Source organism: Allobosea sp. RAF48 (assembly GCF_052114025.1).
Taxonomy (GTDB): Bacteria; Pseudomonadota; Alphaproteobacteria; order Rhizobiales; family Beijerinckiaceae; genus Allobosea.
Window position 1 is genome coordinate 318,868 of sequence record NZ_JBFRDZ010000004.1, and the last position, 17,299, is coordinate 336,166.

16 protein-coding genes are annotated in these 17,299 nt (G+C 65.5%); 8 read left to right on the top strand and 8 right to left on the bottom strand.

Annotated features, from left to right (window positions below; genetic code table 11):
• Positions 1 to 165 precede the first annotated feature (165 nt).
• Both AB4Z10_RS10350 and AB4Z10_RS10355 read right to left on the bottom strand, forming a co-directional pair.
• The gene (locus tag AB4Z10_RS10350; protein WP_441470311.1) at positions 166 to 1,587 is read right to left on the bottom strand and encodes a TRAP transporter large permease subunit; all 1,422 of its coding nucleotides are present in this window, start codon (positions 1,585 to 1,587) and stop codon (positions 166 to 168) included.
• Positions 1,584 to 2,096, bottom strand: coding sequence for a TRAP transporter small permease subunit (locus tag AB4Z10_RS10355; protein WP_441470312.1), 513 nt, complete (start codon positions 2,094 to 2,096; stop codon positions 1,584 to 1,586). The genes AB4Z10_RS10350 and AB4Z10_RS10355 overlap by 4 nt, the downstream gene beginning before the upstream one ends.
• Positions 2,097 to 2,447: 351 nt before the next feature.
• Between AB4Z10_RS10355 and AB4Z10_RS10360 the strand changes: the two genes are divergently transcribed.
• From AB4Z10_RS10360 to AB4Z10_RS10380, 5 genes are read left to right on the top strand one after another with little or no spacing between them, the layout of a single operon-like run.
• The gene (locus AB4Z10_RS10360) at positions 2,448 to 2,750 is read left to right on the top strand and encodes a hypothetical protein (protein WP_441470313.1); all 303 of its coding nucleotides are present in this window, start codon (positions 2,448 to 2,450) and stop codon (positions 2,748 to 2,750) included.
• Entirely contained in the window at positions 2,750 to 4,501 is a 1,752-nt protein-coding gene (locus AB4Z10_RS10365; protein ID WP_441470314.1) for an ABC transporter permease, read from the top strand. Before AB4Z10_RS10360 ends, AB4Z10_RS10365 begins: the two co-directional genes overlap by 1 nt.
• Positions 4,502 to 4,523: 22 nt before the next feature.
• Entirely contained in the window at positions 4,524 to 5,855 is a 1,332-nt protein-coding gene (locus AB4Z10_RS10370) for an ABC transporter ATP-binding protein (RefSeq protein WP_441470315.1), read from the top strand.
• Positions 5,856 to 5,890: 35 nt separating this feature from the next.
• A complete protein-coding gene (locus AB4Z10_RS10375; RefSeq protein WP_441470316.1) occupies positions 5,891 to 6,235 on the top strand; it encodes an ATP-binding protein in 345 nt (114 codons plus the stop codon).
• On the top strand, positions 6,228 to 6,839 hold the full coding sequence (locus AB4Z10_RS10380) for a response regulator transcription factor (protein WP_441470317.1): 612 nt from the start codon (positions 6,228 to 6,230) through the stop codon (positions 6,837 to 6,839). Before AB4Z10_RS10375 ends, AB4Z10_RS10380 begins: the two co-directional genes overlap by 8 nt.
• Before the next feature lie 41 nt (positions 6,840 to 6,880).
• Here the strand turns inward: AB4Z10_RS10380 and AB4Z10_RS10385 are convergent, their stop codons facing one another.
• Positions 6,881 to 7,288: a hypothetical protein gene (locus AB4Z10_RS10385; RefSeq protein ID WP_441470318.1), complete on the bottom strand. Its 408-nt coding sequence runs from the start codon at positions 7,286 to 7,288 to the stop codon at positions 6,881 to 6,883.
• Positions 7,285 to 8,160: an undecaprenyl-diphosphate phosphatase gene (locus tag AB4Z10_RS10390; protein WP_441470319.1), complete on the bottom strand. Its 876-nt coding sequence runs from the start codon at positions 8,158 to 8,160 to the stop codon at positions 7,285 to 7,287. The genes AB4Z10_RS10385 and AB4Z10_RS10390 overlap by 4 nt, the downstream gene beginning before the upstream one ends.
• Positions 8,161 to 8,804: 644 nt before the next feature.
• Here AB4Z10_RS10390 and AB4Z10_RS10395 point away from each other — a divergent pair.
• The 3 genes from AB4Z10_RS10395 (at position 8,805) to AB4Z10_RS10405 (ending at position 11,615) form a co-directional block, all read left to right on the top strand.
• A complete protein-coding gene (locus AB4Z10_RS10395; protein ID WP_441470320.1) occupies positions 8,805 to 9,803 on the top strand; it encodes an ABC transporter substrate-binding protein in 999 nt (332 codons plus the stop codon).
• A gap of 100 nt (positions 9,804 to 9,903) precedes the next feature.
• Positions 9,904 to 10,728 (top strand): ABC transporter ATP-binding protein, encoded by an 825-nt coding sequence (locus tag AB4Z10_RS10400; protein WP_441470321.1) that lies wholly within the window; start codon positions 9,904 to 9,906, stop codon positions 10,726 to 10,728.
• An 11-nt stretch (positions 10,729 to 10,739) separates the two neighbouring features.
• Positions 10,740 to 11,615 (top strand): ABC transporter permease, encoded by an 876-nt coding sequence (locus AB4Z10_RS10405; RefSeq protein WP_441470322.1) that lies wholly within the window; start codon positions 10,740 to 10,742, stop codon positions 11,613 to 11,615.
• A gap of 4 nt (positions 11,616 to 11,619) precedes the next feature.
• Here the strand turns inward: AB4Z10_RS10405 and AB4Z10_RS10410 are convergent, their stop codons facing one another.
• From AB4Z10_RS10410 to ligD, 4 genes are all read right to left on the bottom strand, one after another.
• The gene (locus AB4Z10_RS10410) at positions 11,620 to 13,014 is read right to left on the bottom strand and encodes a sensor histidine kinase (RefSeq protein WP_441470323.1); all 1,395 of its coding nucleotides are present in this window, start codon (positions 13,012 to 13,014) and stop codon (positions 11,620 to 11,622) included.
• Positions 13,011 to 13,679: a response regulator gene (locus AB4Z10_RS10415; protein WP_441470324.1), complete on the bottom strand. Its 669-nt coding sequence runs from the start codon at positions 13,677 to 13,679 to the stop codon at positions 13,011 to 13,013. Before AB4Z10_RS10415 ends, AB4Z10_RS10410 begins: the two co-directional genes overlap by 4 nt.
• A gap of 522 nt (positions 13,680 to 14,201) precedes the next feature.
• Entirely contained in the window at positions 14,202 to 15,752 is a 1,551-nt protein-coding gene (locus AB4Z10_RS10420; protein ID WP_441470325.1) for an acyltransferase family protein, read from the bottom strand.
• A 299-nt stretch (positions 15,753 to 16,051) separates the two neighbouring features.
• Complete coding sequence (gene ligD, locus AB4Z10_RS10425; protein ID WP_441470326.1) at positions 16,052 to 17,095, bottom strand: non-homologous end-joining DNA ligase; 1,044 nt, start codon at positions 17,093 to 17,095, stop codon at positions 16,052 to 16,054.
• Positions 17,096 to 17,299 lie beyond the last annotated feature (204 nt).

Consider the following 17,299-nt stretch of genomic DNA (forward strand, 5'->3'; position numbering starts at 1 on the left):
CTGAATCGCTGAAATGCTCCATCTCTTTGTTTGATCGCATGCTCTTCACGCGAGCGGGAGATCATCCGGTCGAGGATTTCCTTTGTGAAGCCCGGTGCGGCAAGCCAAGCGACTCCCTTTTTTTAAGCCAGGCACTTCCTGTGAGCCGAGTTTGTCCGGCCTCCGTCAAAACTTCGGCGGCCCGATCTCCAACAGGTCGGAGGGAGGAACGATATCGCGCAGGCGGCGTGTGGCGTCGGCTTCGGAAGGAGCCGCAACAGCCGGCTCTGGCGCCCTCCCCAAATGCGCGAGGCTCGGCCAGTAAACCACCGCCGCCGTCACGCATAGCTGCACCAGGATGAAGGGAGCGAGCGACGCCATAGCGGCCCGCAACGGCGCTCGCCGGGTCGAGGCTGCCCGCGTCATCGTCAAAGCGTAGCCGAGCGGCGGAAGCAGGAAGCTCGTCTGGAGGATGAGCAGAGTCAGGACAGCGACCCATTGCGCATCCTCGACCCGCATCAAGATCGGCGGCAGCAGGATCGGAATCAGCACGAAGATGATCTCGAAGGCATCGAGAACGAAGGCTGCCAGGAAAATCAGGCCGAGACCCGCCCCCAGAATCCCCAGAGGACCGCCGGGCACCGCCTCCATCCAGCCCGCGATGAGCCGGTCGCTTCCGAGCACGCGAAAGACGAGCGTGAAAGTCGTCGCCGCAACCAGCAGCGCCATCAATGCGCCGGTCATCGCCAGCGTATCGTCGAGGGCCGCCTTCAGCCGCGCAAGATTCAGCTGGCGGCTCAGCACTCCCGCGGCCAGCAGGCCGACCGCCCCCATCGCAGCGGCTTCGACCGCGTAGAAATAGCCGAGCGCGACGCCGACGAGCAGCCCGCCGATGAAGCCGACGGTGAGGAGCGCGAGAGCAGCTTCCGCCAGCGTCGGCACCGGAAGGCGCCGGCCGGACTCCCGGCGCAGAAACGCCAGGGCGAGGCAGGTCGCGAGAAACAACCCGGCCGGCAACATGGCGCCGCGGAAAACGTCCTGTGTGTTGACGATGCGATCGACCCGTCCGGTCGCATTGAGCGCGATGGTATGAGCCGCCATCATCGCATCGCCGAGCAGGATCAGGACGAGCGAAGGTGGAACCAGCACGCCGAGCGTGCTGGCGACCGTCAACAATGCAACGCTCTCGGCGGGCGTGACCTCATGTTCGGCCAGAGCGGGCTCGATCGCTCGCGTCAGGGCGATAGCATTGGCGCTGACGGAACCGTTCATCGGCCCCAGGATGGCACCGAGCGCGAGCGTCGCTCCGCGTGCACCACCGAAGGGGCACAACGCCGCGCGGAACAGAATTCGAGCGAGCGGCAGGCGGTTCAGCAGCGCTCCCATGAAGACGAACAGCGGCAGTGCCTGTAGCAGATCCGATTCCAGCAGGCCGACGAGCCGGCTCGGCAGCGCGGCAAAGAGCCCGGCTCCGGAAGCGTCGAGAACAGCGGACACGGCGGCACCTATCGCCGCGAGGCAGATCAGAACGCCCCAGACAGGCAACCCCGTCGTGATAGCGCCCAGCGCGACGCCGCCGAGCATGACAAGTCCGAGCCACTGGCTCACGCGGGCCTCCGCAGCAAACCGAGCACGCCGGATGCGAAGACGAGCGCAGCCAGGATGAAGCCCGAGGCGCGAATGAGGAAATAGCCGGGATTGCCGGTATCCGGGAACGATTCGAGCCCCCGAAGGCTGGCCAGCAAAGCCGGCCAACCGACGATCAGCAGGAACAGGGACCAGGGCAGAAGCCCAAGCACGATGAGCCCGATCTCAAGCGCCCGGCGCAGCTTCTCCCCATGCCGATGCGCCAGGGCATCGCTCGCCAGGTGAGCACCGGAACGGGTGGCCGCCGTCAGCGATACGGCGACGTAAAGAGCGAACACGCATTGCCCGAGATCGTTCGCTTCACGCGACCAAGCTTTGAAAAGGTCGCGCAATGGCCTTTGCAAGAACAGTAAAAGGACGAGCGGCAACGCAAGCCATCGGGCTGCCAGACAGATCGCACCCAGGCCCCGATCGAGCCCGTCAACGAAGACTTGCATGGAATCGCTCCCGAACGAGCCTCCATCAAACATCTTTCCCTAACGCAGGTAAGCCACCCCGATAGCGATCGACGCCTGTTGAGTTGATCGAGCTGTCGAGGCGCTCTTCACCCTGCGGCGCGGTCCTCGACCGACCTATACCTAGGTATAATCGGCGATGCCTTCGTCCGATTGATCCAGCCCATGACAGGGCGCAAACAAGGCATGGCGTCGCAGCAATCGGGCGGCTCCTCCACACATCGCACGGCGCTCCTGCGGGAGGGAGAGTGACGTCGATCGGCTGCGAGGTCGATCTGCGATCTCGCACGCCTGCGTTTCCCCGTACGCGCGCCGGGCATTGCCCGGTGCGAAGGACGACTTCGAGCAGATCGAAGGAGATGCGTCATGAACAATGTGCTCGCCTTTCGCCGGCCGGCGCTCCCATTCGAATACGGGACGACGCGGCCGGATTGCTGCCGCGTGCTGCACTTTGCTCCGCGCATGGCGGCGAAACGGCCCCGCCTCGTTGTCGAATGGCGGCTCAACGATGTGGATGGGCGCCTGGAATGCCGCTGGCAGTCGGCAGGTGGCGAGGACGCGGCCCGACGATCCTGTTTCGCGCATTCCCGGACCTTCCGGCGGCGGGCAAGCGGCAACGCGGCATTCTCCATTGGCCATGCTGGCCACTGTTCAGCCGGTGCTCCGTGATGACATTCCTGTCCAACAGCCCCGAGCGGTCCAGCACCCTTGCCGCCCTCGCCCGCGAGCGCGTGCTGCCGAATACCTACGACCTCGCCGCCTTCGCGCTGCTTGCCGCGCTCGCCGTGCTGGTATTCCACGGCGCGGTGGCGATGCATGCGCCGCTCGCCGGCCTCTCCACTGCGCCCATGGCGCTCGATCCGGCCTTGCTGCCCGAATATGCCCTGCGCACGACGATGCGGATGTTCGCCGCGATCATCGCCGCGCTGGTCTTCACCTTCGCGGTAGCGCCCCTGGCAGCCAAGAGCCGCCGCGCCGAAATGCTCATCATCCCGGCGCTCGACATCCTGCAATCAGTTCCGGTCCTCGGGTTCCTGACATTCACCGTCGCCTTCTTCATGGGGCTGTTTCCGGGCAGCCAACTCGGCGCGGAATGCGCCTCGATCTTCGCGATCTTCACCAGCCAGGCCTGGAACATGGCCTTCTCCTTCTACCAGTCGCTGCGGACCGTCCCCCGCGACCTGGACGAGGTCAGCCGCAGCTTCGGCCTGTCGTCCTGGCAGCGCTTCTGGCGGCTGGAGGCTCCGTTCGCGATGCCCGGCCTGGTGTGGAACACCATGATGTCGATGTCGGGCGGCTGGTTCTTCGTCGTGGCGTCGGAAGCGATCACCGTCGGCGACACCACTGTCCAGCTCCCGGGGCTCGGCTCCTGGCTCGCCGTCGCCATCAAGGAACAGGACTTCAAGGCCGTGGGCTGGGCCGTGCTCGCCATGGCGGTCGTGATCGCCCTCTACGACCAGCTCCTGTTCGGCCCGGTCGTCGCCTGGGCCGACAAGTTCCGCTTCGAGCAGACGGCGGGGCAGCGCAAGCCCCACTCATGGGTCTACGGACTGGCGCGCCGCACCCGGCTGTTCAAGCGACTGATGAAGCCATTCGCCTGGCTCGGCAGCCGCCTGCTGCTCTTGCGGCTTCGGCGCGTATCCTCACGAGCGGTCAGGATCGCCCCGGCGGCGAGCCGCGCGCTGGACTACGCCTGGCTCGGCCTGATCGTGGCTCTGGGCTCCTGGCCCGGCTGGGTCGCCGTTTCCTATGTCGGGCAAAGCCTGACCTGGGTGGATGCCGGGGACGCGCTGATGCGCGGGCTCGTCACCCTGCTGCGGGTCGTCGTGCTGATCGCCGTCGCGAGCGTGATCTGGGTGCCGGTCGGCATATGGGTCGGTCTGCGACCCGGCGTTTCCGAGCGCGTCCAGCCGGTGGCGCAGTTCCTCGCCGCCTTTCCGGCAAATGTGCTGTTTCCCTTCGCGGTCATCGCGATCGTCAGCACCGGCGCGAGCCCGGAGATCTGGCTCTCGCCGCTGATGGTGCTCGGCACACAATGGTACATTCTGTTCAACGTCATCGCCGGGGCCAGCGCCTTTCCGACCGACCTGCGTGAGGCGGCCCGTGTCTATCAGCTCCGCTCATGGGTCTGGTGGCGCCGCGTCATCCTGCCGGGGATCTTTCCGTACTACGTCACCGGTGCCCTCACGGCCTCCGGAGGCTCCTGGAACGCCAGCATCGTCGCCGAAGTCGCGAGCTGGGGTGACACCAAGCTCGAGGCCTACGGGCTCGGCTCCTACATCGCCAACGCGACCGAGGCCGGCGACTTTCCCCGTGTCGTGCTGGGCATCGCCGTGATGTCGCTCTTCGTCACCCTGCTGAACCGCCTGCTCTGGCGCCCGCTCTATGTCCTCGCCGAGCGCCGCATGCGCCTCGACTGAAGCTCTCGAAAGGACTTGATCCATGGACAGCGTCACCGCGCCTTCCGCATCGAACGGCAACCTCTCGGCCCCGCTGATCCGGGCACGGCAGGTCTGCCAGAGCTACGACAAGGGCGCAACGGGCTCCCTCGTCGTGCTCGACAAGGTCGACATCGCGCTGAAACCCGGCGAGATCGTAGGACTGCTCGGGCGCTCCGGCTCCGGGAAATCCACCCTTCTGCGGGCGATCGCGGGGCTGATCCAGGCGAGCGGAGGAACCGTGGAATTCTGCGGCCGGCCGGTGACGGGACCGAGTGCCAGCGTCGCCGTCGTCTTCCAGAGCTTCGCACTGTTCCCCTGGCTGACGGTGCTGGAGAATGTCGAGCTCGGCCTGGAGGCGCAGGGCGTGGCGCCAGCCGAGCGGCGCAAGCGGGCTCTCGCCGCCATCGACCTCATCGGCCTCGACGGCTTCGAAAGCGCCTATCCGAAGGAGCTATCGGGCGGCATGCGCCAGCGTGTCGGGCTTGCTCGCGCGCTGGTCGTGCATCCCAAGGTCCTGCTGATGGACGAGCCGTTCTCGGCGCTCGATGTCCTGACCGCCGAGACCCTGCGCACGGATCTGCTCGACCTGTGGTGCGAGGGTCGGATGCCGATCGAGGCGATCCTGATGGTTACCCACAACATCGAGGAGGCGGTGCTGATGTGCGACCGCATCCTGATCTTCGGCTCCAACCCCGGCCGCGTCATCGCGGAGCTGCGCGTCGAATTGCCCCAGCCGCGCAACCGCCTCGAACCCGCCTTTCGCGCTTTGGTGGACGATATCTATGCACGCATGACCGCCCGCCCGGGCGCGCCGGCGCGCGAAGGCTTCTTCCCCGGCACCGGCATCGCAATGTCGCTGCCGCGCGTCTCGACCAACCTGATGGCCGGCCTCATCGAGGCGATCGCGGCCGAGCCCTACAAGGGCGAGGCCGATCTGCCGCTGCTTGCGGCGCAGCTCCACCACGAGATCGACGATCTCTTCCCGGTGGCAGAGACGCTGCAGCTGCTCCGCTTCGCCGACCTCGAAGGCGGCGACATCAGGCTCACCGCGCCGGGGCTGCGCTTCGCCGACAGCGAAGTCGACGAGCGCAAGCGGCTCTTTGCCCAGCAGCTCGCCACCTATGTGCCGCTGGCGGCCCATATCCGCCGCGTGCTCGACGAACGGTCAAGCCACCGGGCTCCGGCCGGACGCTTCCGCGACGAGCTCGAGGACCACATGTCGGAGGATTACGCTGCGACAACCCTCAAGGCCGTCACCAACTGGGCCCGATACGGCGAATACTTCGCCTATGACGAGGCCGCCGACCTCTTCACGCTCGAAAATCCGAGCTGAGGCACCCTCGGTATCGAGGCCGGGCTTGCCGCCCCTTGCGCCCGAGGACGGCTTCCCTCGACCATAAACGCTTCCGCCTGGGACGAACGGGGCTCGGCCTTGCCCTCCCCGTGCTGGCAGGCGCGATCTTCCTTGCGGACACGATCACCGTGAGCGTCCGCGATACCGGCATCAGCCTCGCCCCTGCCGCAATCGAGCGGATCTTCGACGCTTTCCACTCGACCAAGCCCGGCGGGATGGGCATGGGCTTGGCCATCAGCCGCTCGATCGTCGAGGCGCATGGCGGGACGATCTATGCCGCCGCCAATCCTCCCCGCGGCATGGTCTTCGGTTTCACCTTGCCGGCCGGCGAAACGGGATCGGAACGGAACCATGCATGACGAGCAGCCGATCGTCTTCGTCGTCGACGACGATCCTTCCGTCCGCGACGGGCTGGACAGCCTGTTCCGGTCCGTCGGCTATGCGGTCGCGACCTTTGGCTCGGTCCCGGCCTTTTCGCTGCACAGGCGGCCCGACAGGCCTTGCTGCCTCGTCCTCGACGTCAGGATCCCCGGGCCGAGCGGCATCGACTTCCAGGCGGAGCTTGCGGGCATCGGCGACCCACTCCCTATCGTCTTTCTGACCGGCCATGGCGACGTGCCCATGGCGGTGCGCGCCATGAAGACGGGCGCGGTGGAATTCCTGCTTAAACCGTTCCGCGAACAGGATCTGCTGGATGCGGTGCGCGCGGCGATCGAACAGGATCGAGCGCGCAGATCGGAGGAAGCGGGTCTGGCGGAACTCAGGGCGCGCTTCGCGACGTTGACGATGCGCGAGAAGGATGTGCTGGCCTTCGTCGTCGCAGGCCGGCTGAACAAGCAGATCGCAGCCGACCTCAAGCTGAGCGAAGTGACGGTAAAGGTGCATCGCGGCCAAGTCATGCGCAAGATGGGCGCCGCGACGCTGGCCGACCTGATCGGGCTGGCCGGCAAGCTGACAAGATAGCCTTTTTGCGGGTCCGGCAGCCGGTCCCGGCGCCACGGCGTTCACGGGGCGGGCTGCCAATCGAGCTCGACGGCACTGCGGCCCTGCCCTGCATTGTAGCGAATGGCCGATCTGAGGGAGGCCTCGACCGCCGCGCGGTCGGCGCCTCGCGGGCATCCGGTCGTCTCGTATCGCAATGCTTGCCGCCTCAACCAGACCCCCCACTGCCGTTCGATGACATCCAGGGAGCCGCCTGCCGGAAACGGCTGCGAAACATAGAAGCGGCGATCATTGCCAGAGCCCGCGTAGCAGAAGCGCCAATCCGCGGCCGACGCCGGCAGCGCAGGCTGAACCAATGCGCACAGCAGAAAAAGAGCGATCGTCGCAAGCTTACGCCTGCCTCTTCGATGAAAATGCTTCATCCGGGCGCTCATGCCGATCAGCGGCTTGCCTCGCACCACGGGTTTCAAGCGAACATGCCGGTCGCGACCGCCCATAGCAGGAAGATGCCCATCCCGGCCCGATAGATCACGAAGGCCCAGCTCGACATCCGCTCCAGATACCGCATCAAGCCCCAGATCGCGGCGAAGGAAGCCAGCGAGCCCGCGATCAGGCCGACCGCCAGCAGTGCTACGGCATGGGCGTCTATGCCGACCTTGGCGATCTCCCAGGCTTCCTTGAGCCCGGCCAGAGCGATGGCCGGCAGGCCGAGCAGGAACGAGAACCGCGCGGCCTCGTCACGCTTGAAGCCCAGCCCCAGCGCCGCGGTCAGGGTCGAGCCCGAGCGCGAGACACCGGGGATCAAGGCGCCGACCTGGGCGAGGCCGACCAGCAGGAAATCCCGCCAACTCGCCTGCTCCACCGTACGACGGTGGCTCGCAAACCATTCCGTCGCCGCCAGCAGCAGCGCCATCACCAGCGACGCCGCGCCGATTACCTCCAGCGAACGCAAAGGCGAGCCGCAGCGATTGAGCATGGGCGCAAGCGCAACACCCGCCACCACGATCGGAATCGTCGCAAGCACGATGCCGAGCGCCAGCCGGCCCGGCCCTGTCGCGAACTTGCGGGTCCTGAGCGCCGCGAGCCCCCCGCCGACGATGCTGCCGACATCGCGCCTGAAATAGCTGACCACAGCCGCCAGCGCGGCCAGTTGCATGAGCGCCGAGAACGCGGAACCGGGATCGGGCCAGCCAAGCAGGGCCGGCACAACCCGCATATGGGCGGTCGAGGAGATCGGCAGCAATTCGCTGACGCCCTGAACGAGCCCGAGCACGACGATCTGCCCGAAATCGAGCATGGCGAACCCCGTATCGAGTCCGGCGGAACAGGCGGCTGCGGCCATAGTGATGGGTCTCGTGAGAAAAGTGGCGCGCCCGAAGCATAAAGCGTTCCAGAATGGATGGCCGATCCGAAGCCTCCGCCATCACGCGAGATGGGCCCTTCCATGCGCGCCTCGCGCGTCCCGCCGCCTCGTCGCATATGCGTTCGTGGCCACGACCCGCGCTCCAAGTTTTGTAGCTCCGCTCAATCCTTGAAGTTCGTGCAGCGCATCAATTCGGAGGAACAGGCCCTCGCCCGGCCGTCGGCGGACGACGCACCGAACGCCGGCCGCCTCGAGCAGGTCGAAGGATCTTGTCGGCGTGATCTTCGCCACGCTCGACGCCACTGTCATGCCACCAACATCAGAAGCCTGTGCGGCACTCTAGAAAGCACGAGTCAGGCACAGGCAGGCACCTGGCCTGATCATCTCGATCGAGTCGGCCGCAAGCTGGCGGCCGCACCCGAAGTCGGACGAGTATCGCGCCCACCGATCGCGCCTGCGCCGACAGGATCGCAACAATTGATGCCGGTGGCTGGATGGGTGGCTTCAGCGGCCATGCATCCGAAAGGTTGGTGAAAGTTTGGCGGACTAGAGAACTGGCATCGCCGCCAAACCGCCCTCAGAGAGCGGGGCTCGGCGAGAGGACACAAACAAGGAGCTTGCCCATGCGCATCCGTGCCGCCATCTATTCGCTTGCCCTAGCGTCAGCGCTAGCCGGCTCCACCGCAGCGCTCGCCGCTGACAAGATCACGATCATTGTCGGCGGCTACGAAAAGCAGATCTACCTGCCCGCCAAGCTCGCCGAGAGGCTGGGCTACTTCAAGGACGAGGGGCTCGACGTCGATCTGCTCAACGAGGCGGCCGGCGTCGATGCCGAGAACGAGATGCTGGCCGGGGCGGTCCAGGGCGTCGTCGGCTTCTACGACCACTGCGTCGACCTGCAGGCCAAGGGCAAGTTCGTCGAGTCGGTCGTCCAGTTCAGTCAGGCGCCGGGCGAGGTCGAGCTCGTCTCCAGCAAATATCCCGACGTCAAGTCGATGGCCGATCTCAAGGGCAAGAACCTCGGCGTGACCGGCCTCGGTTCCTCCACCAACTTCCTGACCCAGTACCTGATGATGAAGTCGGGTGTGCAGCTCAGCGACTTCACCTCCGTGCCCGTCGGTGCCGGCGCCACCTTCATCGCCGCGATTCAGCAGGACAAGATCCAGGCGGGCATGACCACGGAGCCGACGATCACACGGCTGCTCAAGACCGGCGAGGCACGCATCCTCGTCGACATGCGCACGGTGGAAAAGACCAAGGCCGCGCTCGGCGGCACTTACCCCGCCGCTTCGCTCTACATGACCTCCGCCTGGGTGGAGAAGAACAAGCCGACGGTGCAGAAGCTCGCCAACGCCTTCGTCAAGACACTGAATTTCATCAAGACGCATAGCGCCGAAGAGATCGCCGACAAGATGCCGAAGGACTACTATATCGGCGACAGGGAAGGCTATGTGAAGGCACTGGCCGACGGCAAAGAGATGTTCACCTCGGATGGCGTGATGCCGCAGGGCGGCCCCGAGACGGTTCTCGCCGTGCTCTCCGGCTTCTCGAAGAACATCAAGGGCAAGCAGATCGACCTGTCGAAGACCTACACGACCGAGTTCGTGAAGGCGGCGAGGTAGGCTGCGCATCCCGAGGGTGGCCGGAACACCGGCCGTTCCTCACCCTGCCCTGTCACCAAGCGCCATCGAGCGACGCCGCTTTCGCGGCGAAGGAGGCCTTATGTCCGTAACCGACACGGCCGGCAGCCCGGTCGTCGAACTGATCAACGTCTCGCGCCGCTTCATCACGCCGGACGGCAAGTCGATGACCGCGATCAGGGACTTCAACATGAGCGTGGCGCGCGGCGAGTTTGTCGCCGTCGTCGGCCCGACGGGCTGCGGCAAGTCGACGACGCTCAACCTCGTCACTGGCCTGGCGCGACCGTCGAGCGGCGAGGTTCGGCTCTTCGGCCAGCCTGTCACCGATATCGACCCGCGCATCGGCTTCGCCTTCCAGACGGATGCGCTGTTCCCCTGGCGCAGTGTCATCGACAATGTCGTCGCCGGCCCGCTGTTCCGCGGCAAGCCGCGCGACGAAGCCTATGCCAAGGCGCGCGAATGGCTCGCCCGCGTGCATCTGAGTGGCCACGAGACCAAGTACCCGCACCAGCTCTCCGGCGGCATGAGAAAGCGCGTCTCGCTGGCGCAGACCTTCATCAACGAGCCGCAGGTGCTGCTGATGGATGAGCCGTTCTCTGCTCTCGACGTCCAGACGCGCGTTGTCATGCACGAGGTGTTGCTCAACCTCTGGTCGGAAGCCAGGGCCTCGGTGATCTTCGTCACACATGACCTCGAGGAGGCCATCGCACTCGCCGACAAGGTCGTTGTGCTGACATCCGGTCCCGGCACGGTGAAGGCGGTCTATCCGGTCGAGCTGCCGCGCCCGCGCGTTGTCAGCGAGATCCGCTACCAGGACGACTTCATCGCGCTGTCCCGCCGGATCTGGGACGATTTGCGCGCCGAGGTCGAGCGTGGCGCCGCCCGCGACGAAGCCCGCGCAGCTTGAGGAGAGCGGCCATGACCGATGCAGTTCTCACGACCTCCACCGCATTCCGCCCGGGAACATCCGACGCCGAAATCGAGGCCGCCGCGGCCAAGGCAGCCCGCCACCGTCGTCACAAGGTGCTGTTTTGGCGTTGGGCGATTCTGCTCGCCATTCTTGGCGGCTGGGAACTCGGATCCCGTACCGGTGTCATCGACGAGTTCTTTTTCTCCAGCCCGAGCGCGATCTGGAGTCGACTCGTCGAATGGACGGTCGAAGGCACCTCCGAAGGATCGCTTTGGCTGCACCTCTATGTGACGATGGAAGAGGCGTTACTTGGCTTCGCGCTTGGATCAATCGCTGGCATCGTCGTCGGCATCGCGCTCGGCCGCAATCAGATGCTCGCGGACATCTTCTCGATCTACATCAAGGTGTTCAATTCGATTCCTCGTGTCGTGCTGGCGCCGATCTTCATCATGATCTTCGGGCTCGGCATCGGCTCGAAGGTGGCGCTCGCCTTCATCATGGTCTTCTTCGTCGTCTTCGCCAACGCCTTCCAGGGCGTGCGAGAGGCTGACCGGAATCTCATGGCCAACGCACAGATTCTCGGCGCTCGCGGCTGGCAGCTCACCCGCGCAGTGGTGATCCCTTCGGCCATGAGCTGGATCTTCGCCTCGCTGCATGTGAGCTTCGGCTTTGCCATCATCGGCGCCATCGTCGGCGAGTTCGTCGGCTCGCGCCACGGCATCGGCCTGCTGATCAACATCGCCAAGGGCACCTTCGACTCGGCCGGCATGTATGCGGCGATCGTGGTGATCATGATCGTGGCGCTCGCCGCCGAGTATCTCATGACCTGGGTCGAGGGCCGGCTCGCGACCTGGCGCCCGGCGCCCTTGCAGGACCAGTACTGAAGCCTCATGCCGGCGGCGCTTCTCCGGGAGCCGCCGGCAACCTGACCTCGACACGCAGTCCCGGCGGGGGCTGCGTCTGCGTGAGCAGGATCGTGCCGTGATGAGCGGAGACGATCTCCCTGACGATCGCAAGCCCGAGCCCGGTGCCCTCGACGGTCGAAGGAGCGAGGCGGTGGAAGCGCTCCAACACCCGTTCGCGATCCTCCGCCGGAATCCCGGGGCCGTTGTCCTCGACGACCAGCAGGATGGCTGCCCCTGCCCGCTCCAGCTTCACCGCGACCGCACCGCCCTGCGGAATGTGGCGCAGGGCGTTCTCGACCAGATTGACGACGAGCGCACGCAGCAGCGTGACATGGCCGATAACGGGCAGCGGCTCCTCGGCAGCATCATAGGAGAGGTCGATCGCACGGTCGAAGGCGATGCCGGCCAGCCCCTCGGTGGCTGAACGCGCAATCTCGCCGAAATCGAGCTCCTCCTTGCGCAAGGCCGCGCCGCCGGGCTCCGCCCGCGCCAGGGTCAGAAGCTGGTTCACCAACCGGCCCATCGCATCGACGCCACCGTCGATCGCGGCAAGCGCTTCCTGTCGCAACTGCGGGTCTTCGTCGCGACGGGCCATCGCGATCTGTGTCTTCAGCACGGCAAGCGGCGTCCTGAGCTGGTGCGATGCGTCGGCGACGAAGCGCCGCTGCAGGGCGATGTAGGCCTGCACGCGCTCGAGAGCATGGTTGAGCGCATCGATCATCGGCCTGAGCTCGCTTTGCACGCCGTCGCGATCCAGTGCCTGCAACGATTCCGGGCTCCGGCTGCGCAGCTCGTTGCGCAAGCGCAGCAGCGGCGCGAGGCCGCGCCGCAGTCCGAACAGCGTCAACAGCGCGGCCATACCCACGAGGAGGAGCTGGTCCCGCAGCGAGGTCAGCCAGATCTCGTCGACGAGCCGGTCGCGGCCATGGAGCGTGGTTGCGACGATCACCAGCGCATTGCCGCCGTCCACCTTCGAGATGACCGGCTGAGCGAGAGCGACGGCGCGCATGGCCTCGGTGCGGAACGTACCCTCGTAATAGGCGGGCTCCAGTCCGCGCGGTGGTGCTGGCGGCGCGACCACGTCTGGAAAGCCGGCGATGAGCTCGCCTGAAGGCGAAAGCACCCGATAGATCACCTTGTCGCGGTCGGGCGAGGCGAACATCTCGAGTGCCGAAGGCGGAATCAGCGCCTCGACGCGGCCGTCGGTCTCCTTGACCTGTTCGGCGATGACACGGGCCGAGGCGAGCAGCGTGCGGTCTGTGATCAGATCGGCCGTCCGCATGGCATCCCGGTGCGAGGTCCAGCCGTTGAAGGCGACGACCGCCACCAGTGGCAGCAGCAGCCAGCCCAGCAATTCGGCGCGCAGGCTCCTGCTCACCCCGCAAGCCTCAGCGCATAGCCGAGGCCGCGCAGCGTACCGATCGAGACGCTGCCTCCGCCGAGCTTCTTGCGGACGCGATGGACGTAGATCTCCAGCGCATTGTCGGTCGCATCGTCGTCGAAGCCGAAGACGGTGCCCGTCAGCTTGGCCTTGGGCACGACGCGCCCGCCCGCCAGGATCAGCGCCTCGAGCACGCTGAACTCCCGCGCCGTCAGATCGAGCTGGACGCCGTCCAGCGTGAACCGCCGCGCATCCGTCTCCAGCATCAGCGCCCCGAAGCTGACCTGGGCCGTGCGGCTGTCCTGCCTGCGCCGCAGCTGGGCGCGGATGCGGGCTTCGAGTTCGTCGGGCTCGAAGGGCTTGACCAGATAGTCGTCGGCGCCTGCGTCCAGCCCGGCGACGCGGCTGGAGACGGCGTCGTTGGCCGTCAGGATGATCACGGGCGTCACGCCACGCCGCTGGCGAAAGCGACGCAGCAATTCCAGCCCGCTCATCTGCGGCAAACCGATGTCGAGAATGATCAGGTCATAGTCCTGCGTGGCCAGGGCGGCATCCGCGTCGATGCCGTCATGGGCGCAGTCGACGACATAGCGGCTCCTCTGCAGCAACCGCGACAGCCAGTCTGCAAGTTCGCGATTATCCTCGATCAGCAAGATCCGCATGCAGTTGAATACCTAGCCCTGAGATTATCGAAAGGCAGAATCGAACAGGATCACGAAAGAGGCAGAGGGGGCGAATATCCGTATCCGTAGCGGCTTTCCGCCCTGTCCACAAAGCTCGACGTGTTGGCAGAACCGCTCCGAGGCAGAACGCGCTCCCGAGCGCACCGCTTCATTGCGGAGCGGGCACAGGAGCCCTCGCGTTCGACCTCTGCAAGCCAGCTATTTCTGATCGACCTACCCCTCGGAGCCGATCCAGGCGCGCACCGTTTTTTCGGGCAGCCGGAAGACGCCGGCGCCGGTTGCGCGAGCGTCCTCGCGATGTGCTCTCGCCTGGAACTGTCAACCCGGAACATCGGGCGGGACGCTTCCCAAAACGTGAACCCTGTTTCCGAAAAGCCCGAACAGGGCGAGAACGACTTCCCGGGCAGTACCGCCGGGAAGTCGTTCTCCGGCAGGGTGCGGTTCCAGAGCGTCTGGCGCCAGCGCTCGATCTTGCCCTGGGTCCGGGGATGAGCGGGTGCTCTATTGCAGGCAGAGCGCCGACAGGGGATCGGCCGGAATCTTGACGGCACGCCCGTCCTCGATAGCGATGACGCCTTCCAGTGGCCCCTTCGTGCAGTCGATGCCATCAAGCAGCAGCATGAAGCCGAACCGCTTGCCCTTCAGATCGGGCCTTTCGAATATCGTCGCCATGTCCGGCCGTACGCGGCGGGTGCCGACGATCCCGAGGATGTTGCCGTTCTGGCGGATCGCGAAATGCGCGACGAGATCCGGCGCGGCGAGATCAATGGCGTAGCCGCGGATCACCCAGGTGCCCTTGGACAGGCGCTCGACCTGATCCACATCCGCCCGGACAGCCTCTGCCTCCGACTGCGTCGGTGCCATCAGGATGCGGCGAGCCTGTTCCAGCTGGGTCTCGGCCTGGCGCGTCTCGCGTCCGGTGACGAAGGCGATCGCCAGGAAGGCGGCGATGAAGGTGAGAGCAGCCGCCCGCAGCCGCGCCGGGCGCTCAGCATCGATCGCGCGCTTCAGCCGGCGATACAGTGCGACGTCGAGCGGGCCGAGCAGCAGGGCGACGCCGATCGAGCCTACCAGCCAAGAGACCCACACGAGGGGCGTCGGCGCGGCAGCGCCGAGTAGCGCACCGAGGATCGTGATCACCGGCACATGGCAGAGATAGAGCGCGTAGCTTGCATCGCCCAGCCGCGCACCCGCGCGGCCGAGCCAGCCCCGGCCTCCGAGCGCCGGCGCACAGATCAGCCCGGCAACGAGAAAGCTTGCGGAGACCCCGATCAACAGCCGGAAATGCGCCTCCTGCGAAAGGATGCTCGCTACTGCGAGTGGCAGGGCGAGGCAGGCGAGCAGCGGATGCAGCCAACCACGCGTCTGCGCCTCGGAGGCCAGGTATCCAAGCAGGAACGGGAACGTCACGACGCTGAGCGGGATCGTGCTCAGGATGGGCATGCCCTCGACGTGCTCCCCTCCGCCCAGGCTGTAGGCAAAGCAGAGAAGGCCGAGCCAGGCGATGACGATGCGCGTCCGGAGCGCGGCGAGCCCGACGAAGCCGAGCAGGCCGAGGCCGATGTAATAGGACATCTCGTAGAGCAGCGTCCATTCGACGCCGAGGAAATAGCCGCGCGGCCCGGAGGGCACGAGCGAGAGGGAAATCAGGTTGATGCCGCGCGGCGCGCCGAGCAGCAGCAGGGCCAGGGCGAAGAGCCCAACCATGAGCAGCATCAGCGGATAGATCCGTGCGACGCGGCTCATGACGAAGCGCGCCGGATCGTCCCGTCGCAGGACCTCGGCGATCAGGTATCCCGAGATCGCAAAGAAGATCGCGACACCGAATGCTCCGAAGAAGCCGGAGAATATCGACAGAAAGCGATCGTCTCCCCGGTAGGCCGACAGGTATTCGGAGCAGTGGTAGAGCACCACGAAGAGGGCGGCGAGGCCTCGCAGATAGTGCAGATAGAGGTTGCGCTGGTCGACCTTGCTGACGGCAGCCCCGGCGATCGTATCCGGAATCCTGGCTGGTTCCAGAGGATTGCCATAGCGGTCAGCCAGATCGGTCAAAATGCCGCTCCTCCGACGCGGCCACCTTCTGCGAGCGGCTCGATCCCATTATTTCCTGTCTAACGGGAATCCAGCATCTCTGGAAAGTCTCATTTTTTACTTTCCAAGATCAATCGAGACCCAACTCCACTGAAAAGCCGCCTTCGAAGGGCGAAAGTCGGGACGAGGAGCGCGAGCCAGCGGCGATCACCGATGCGATCGACCGTTACCAGGAAGCCGGATCTGAAGCCGTCACGTGGCGGTCAAGGCCGCCGCCCTCCTGCCAAAAGGAGCGCCAAGCATCTGCGGGGCCGAATAGGCTATGTCTTCAGCAGCTCATAGATTTCGGTCTCATCGGCGCTCTCGCGCAGCCCCTTGAACGATGCGTGGCGCAGCTTGCCATCATCTGTCCAGGCACGGAATTCGATCTCTGCGACCAGCTCTGGCTTGACCCAGCGATAAGCCTTACTTCGACCTGTCATGTTGACCGCGGGCTTTTCAGTAATGATCCGATCCATCTGTTTCCGCAGCGCTATCGCGCTCGCATCGGTGAAACCAGTGCCGGCACTTCCGACATAGACGAGCTGGCTGCCCTCCCGAGCGGCAACCAGAATGCGACCGACACCGCCCAACGCCTCGGTGGAGGCCTCATAGCCAATGATGATGAAGCTCTCGGACTGGACGCACTTGATCTTGAGCCATTCCCCACCTCGCCCGGATCGGTAGGGGGCGGATCGGCGCTTCGCAATAATGCCCTCCAGCCCCATCTCGCAGGCCATCCGCAAGAATGCCGGCCCATCCGCGTTGATGTCCTCGCTCAGGTGGATGGAATTGTGCGGGGAGTCTCCCAGGATGTCCTCGAGAATGCCTCTTCGCTCCTCGCAGCCGAGCGCGCGGACATCATGGCCGTTCAGATAGAGCAGGTCGAACGCATAGAAGATCGCCTGGGTAACGATCCGCGTCCCGCCGAAACCGCCTAAAGCCTTCTGCAATGCTCCGAAGTCCGGGGCGCCGCGTTCGTCGACGACGACTGCCTCCCCATCCAGAATTGCGCTGTCGACACCAAGTTCGAGGGCGTCGTGCGCAATGACGGGAAAGCGTGACGTCCAGTCATGCCCACCGCGTGTGATGATCCGAACCCGCTCGCCAGGCTCAATGTGGAGAGCGACGCGATAACCATCCCATTTGATCTCATAAGACCAATCACGGCCGTTCGGCGCCTTGCTGCTCAATAAGGCGAGGCATGGCTCGACGCGCTGCGGCATTGGATCGGTAAAGAGACGCTCTAACTTCCGCCGCCGGGTGAGCGGCCCCTGAAGCGTATGCCCGCCCAGCCCGGCCCTGAGAACTCGCCGCGCACACATGGACGCAACTCCGCAACGAACGAGTAGAAAACGAGCGACGGATCGAATCGTTCCACCATGGAACCGCGCCTCGATCGACCCGGTAAAATCCCTCACCAGGGTGTTGCGTGAGATGCGAAATGCCCAGCTATCGGCGCAATTTCCGAACTGCGCAGGCGAAATCGTCCTACCATTCGCCCAACAAAAAAGCCCCGCCAGCCAGAG

Bases quoted from the DNA above. Each gene is read 5' to 3' on its own strand.
- AB4Z10_RS10355 (WP_441470312.1), bottom strand. From the start codon at position 2,096: ATGTTTGATGGAGGCTCGTTCGGGAGCGATTCCATGCAAGTCTTCGTT.
- AB4Z10_RS10360 (WP_441470313.1), top strand. From the start codon at position 2,448: ATGAACAATGTGCTCGCCTTTCGCCGGCCGGCGCTCCCATTCGAATAC.
- AB4Z10_RS10365 (WP_441470314.1), top strand. From the start codon at position 2,750: ATGACATTCCTGTCCAACAGCCCCGAGCGGTCCAGCACCCTTGCCGCC.
- AB4Z10_RS10370 (WP_441470315.1), top strand. From the start codon at position 4,524: ATGGACAGCGTCACCGCGCCTTCCGCATCGAACGGCAACCTCTCGGCC.
- AB4Z10_RS10380 (WP_441470317.1), top strand. From the start codon at position 6,228: ATGCATGACGAGCAGCCGATCGTCTTCGTCGTCGACGACGATCCTTCC.
- AB4Z10_RS10390 (WP_441470319.1), bottom strand. From the start codon at position 8,160: ATGGCCGCAGCCGCCTGTTCCGCCGGACTCGATACGGGGTTCGCCATG.
- AB4Z10_RS10395 (WP_441470320.1), top strand. From the start codon at position 8,805: ATGCGCATCCGTGCCGCCATCTATTCGCTTGCCCTAGCGTCAGCGCTA.
- AB4Z10_RS10400 (WP_441470321.1), top strand. From the start codon at position 9,904: ATGTCCGTAACCGACACGGCCGGCAGCCCGGTCGTCGAACTGATCAAC.
- AB4Z10_RS10405 (WP_441470322.1), top strand. From the start codon at position 10,740: ATGACCGATGCAGTTCTCACGACCTCCACCGCATTCCGCCCGGGAACA.
- AB4Z10_RS10415 (WP_441470324.1), bottom strand. From the start codon at position 13,679: ATGCGGATCTTGCTGATCGAGGATAATCGCGAACTTGCAGACTGGCTG.
- ligD (WP_441470326.1), bottom strand. From the start codon at position 17,095: ATGTGTGCGCGGCGAGTTCTCAGGGCCGGGCTGGGCGGGCATACGCTT.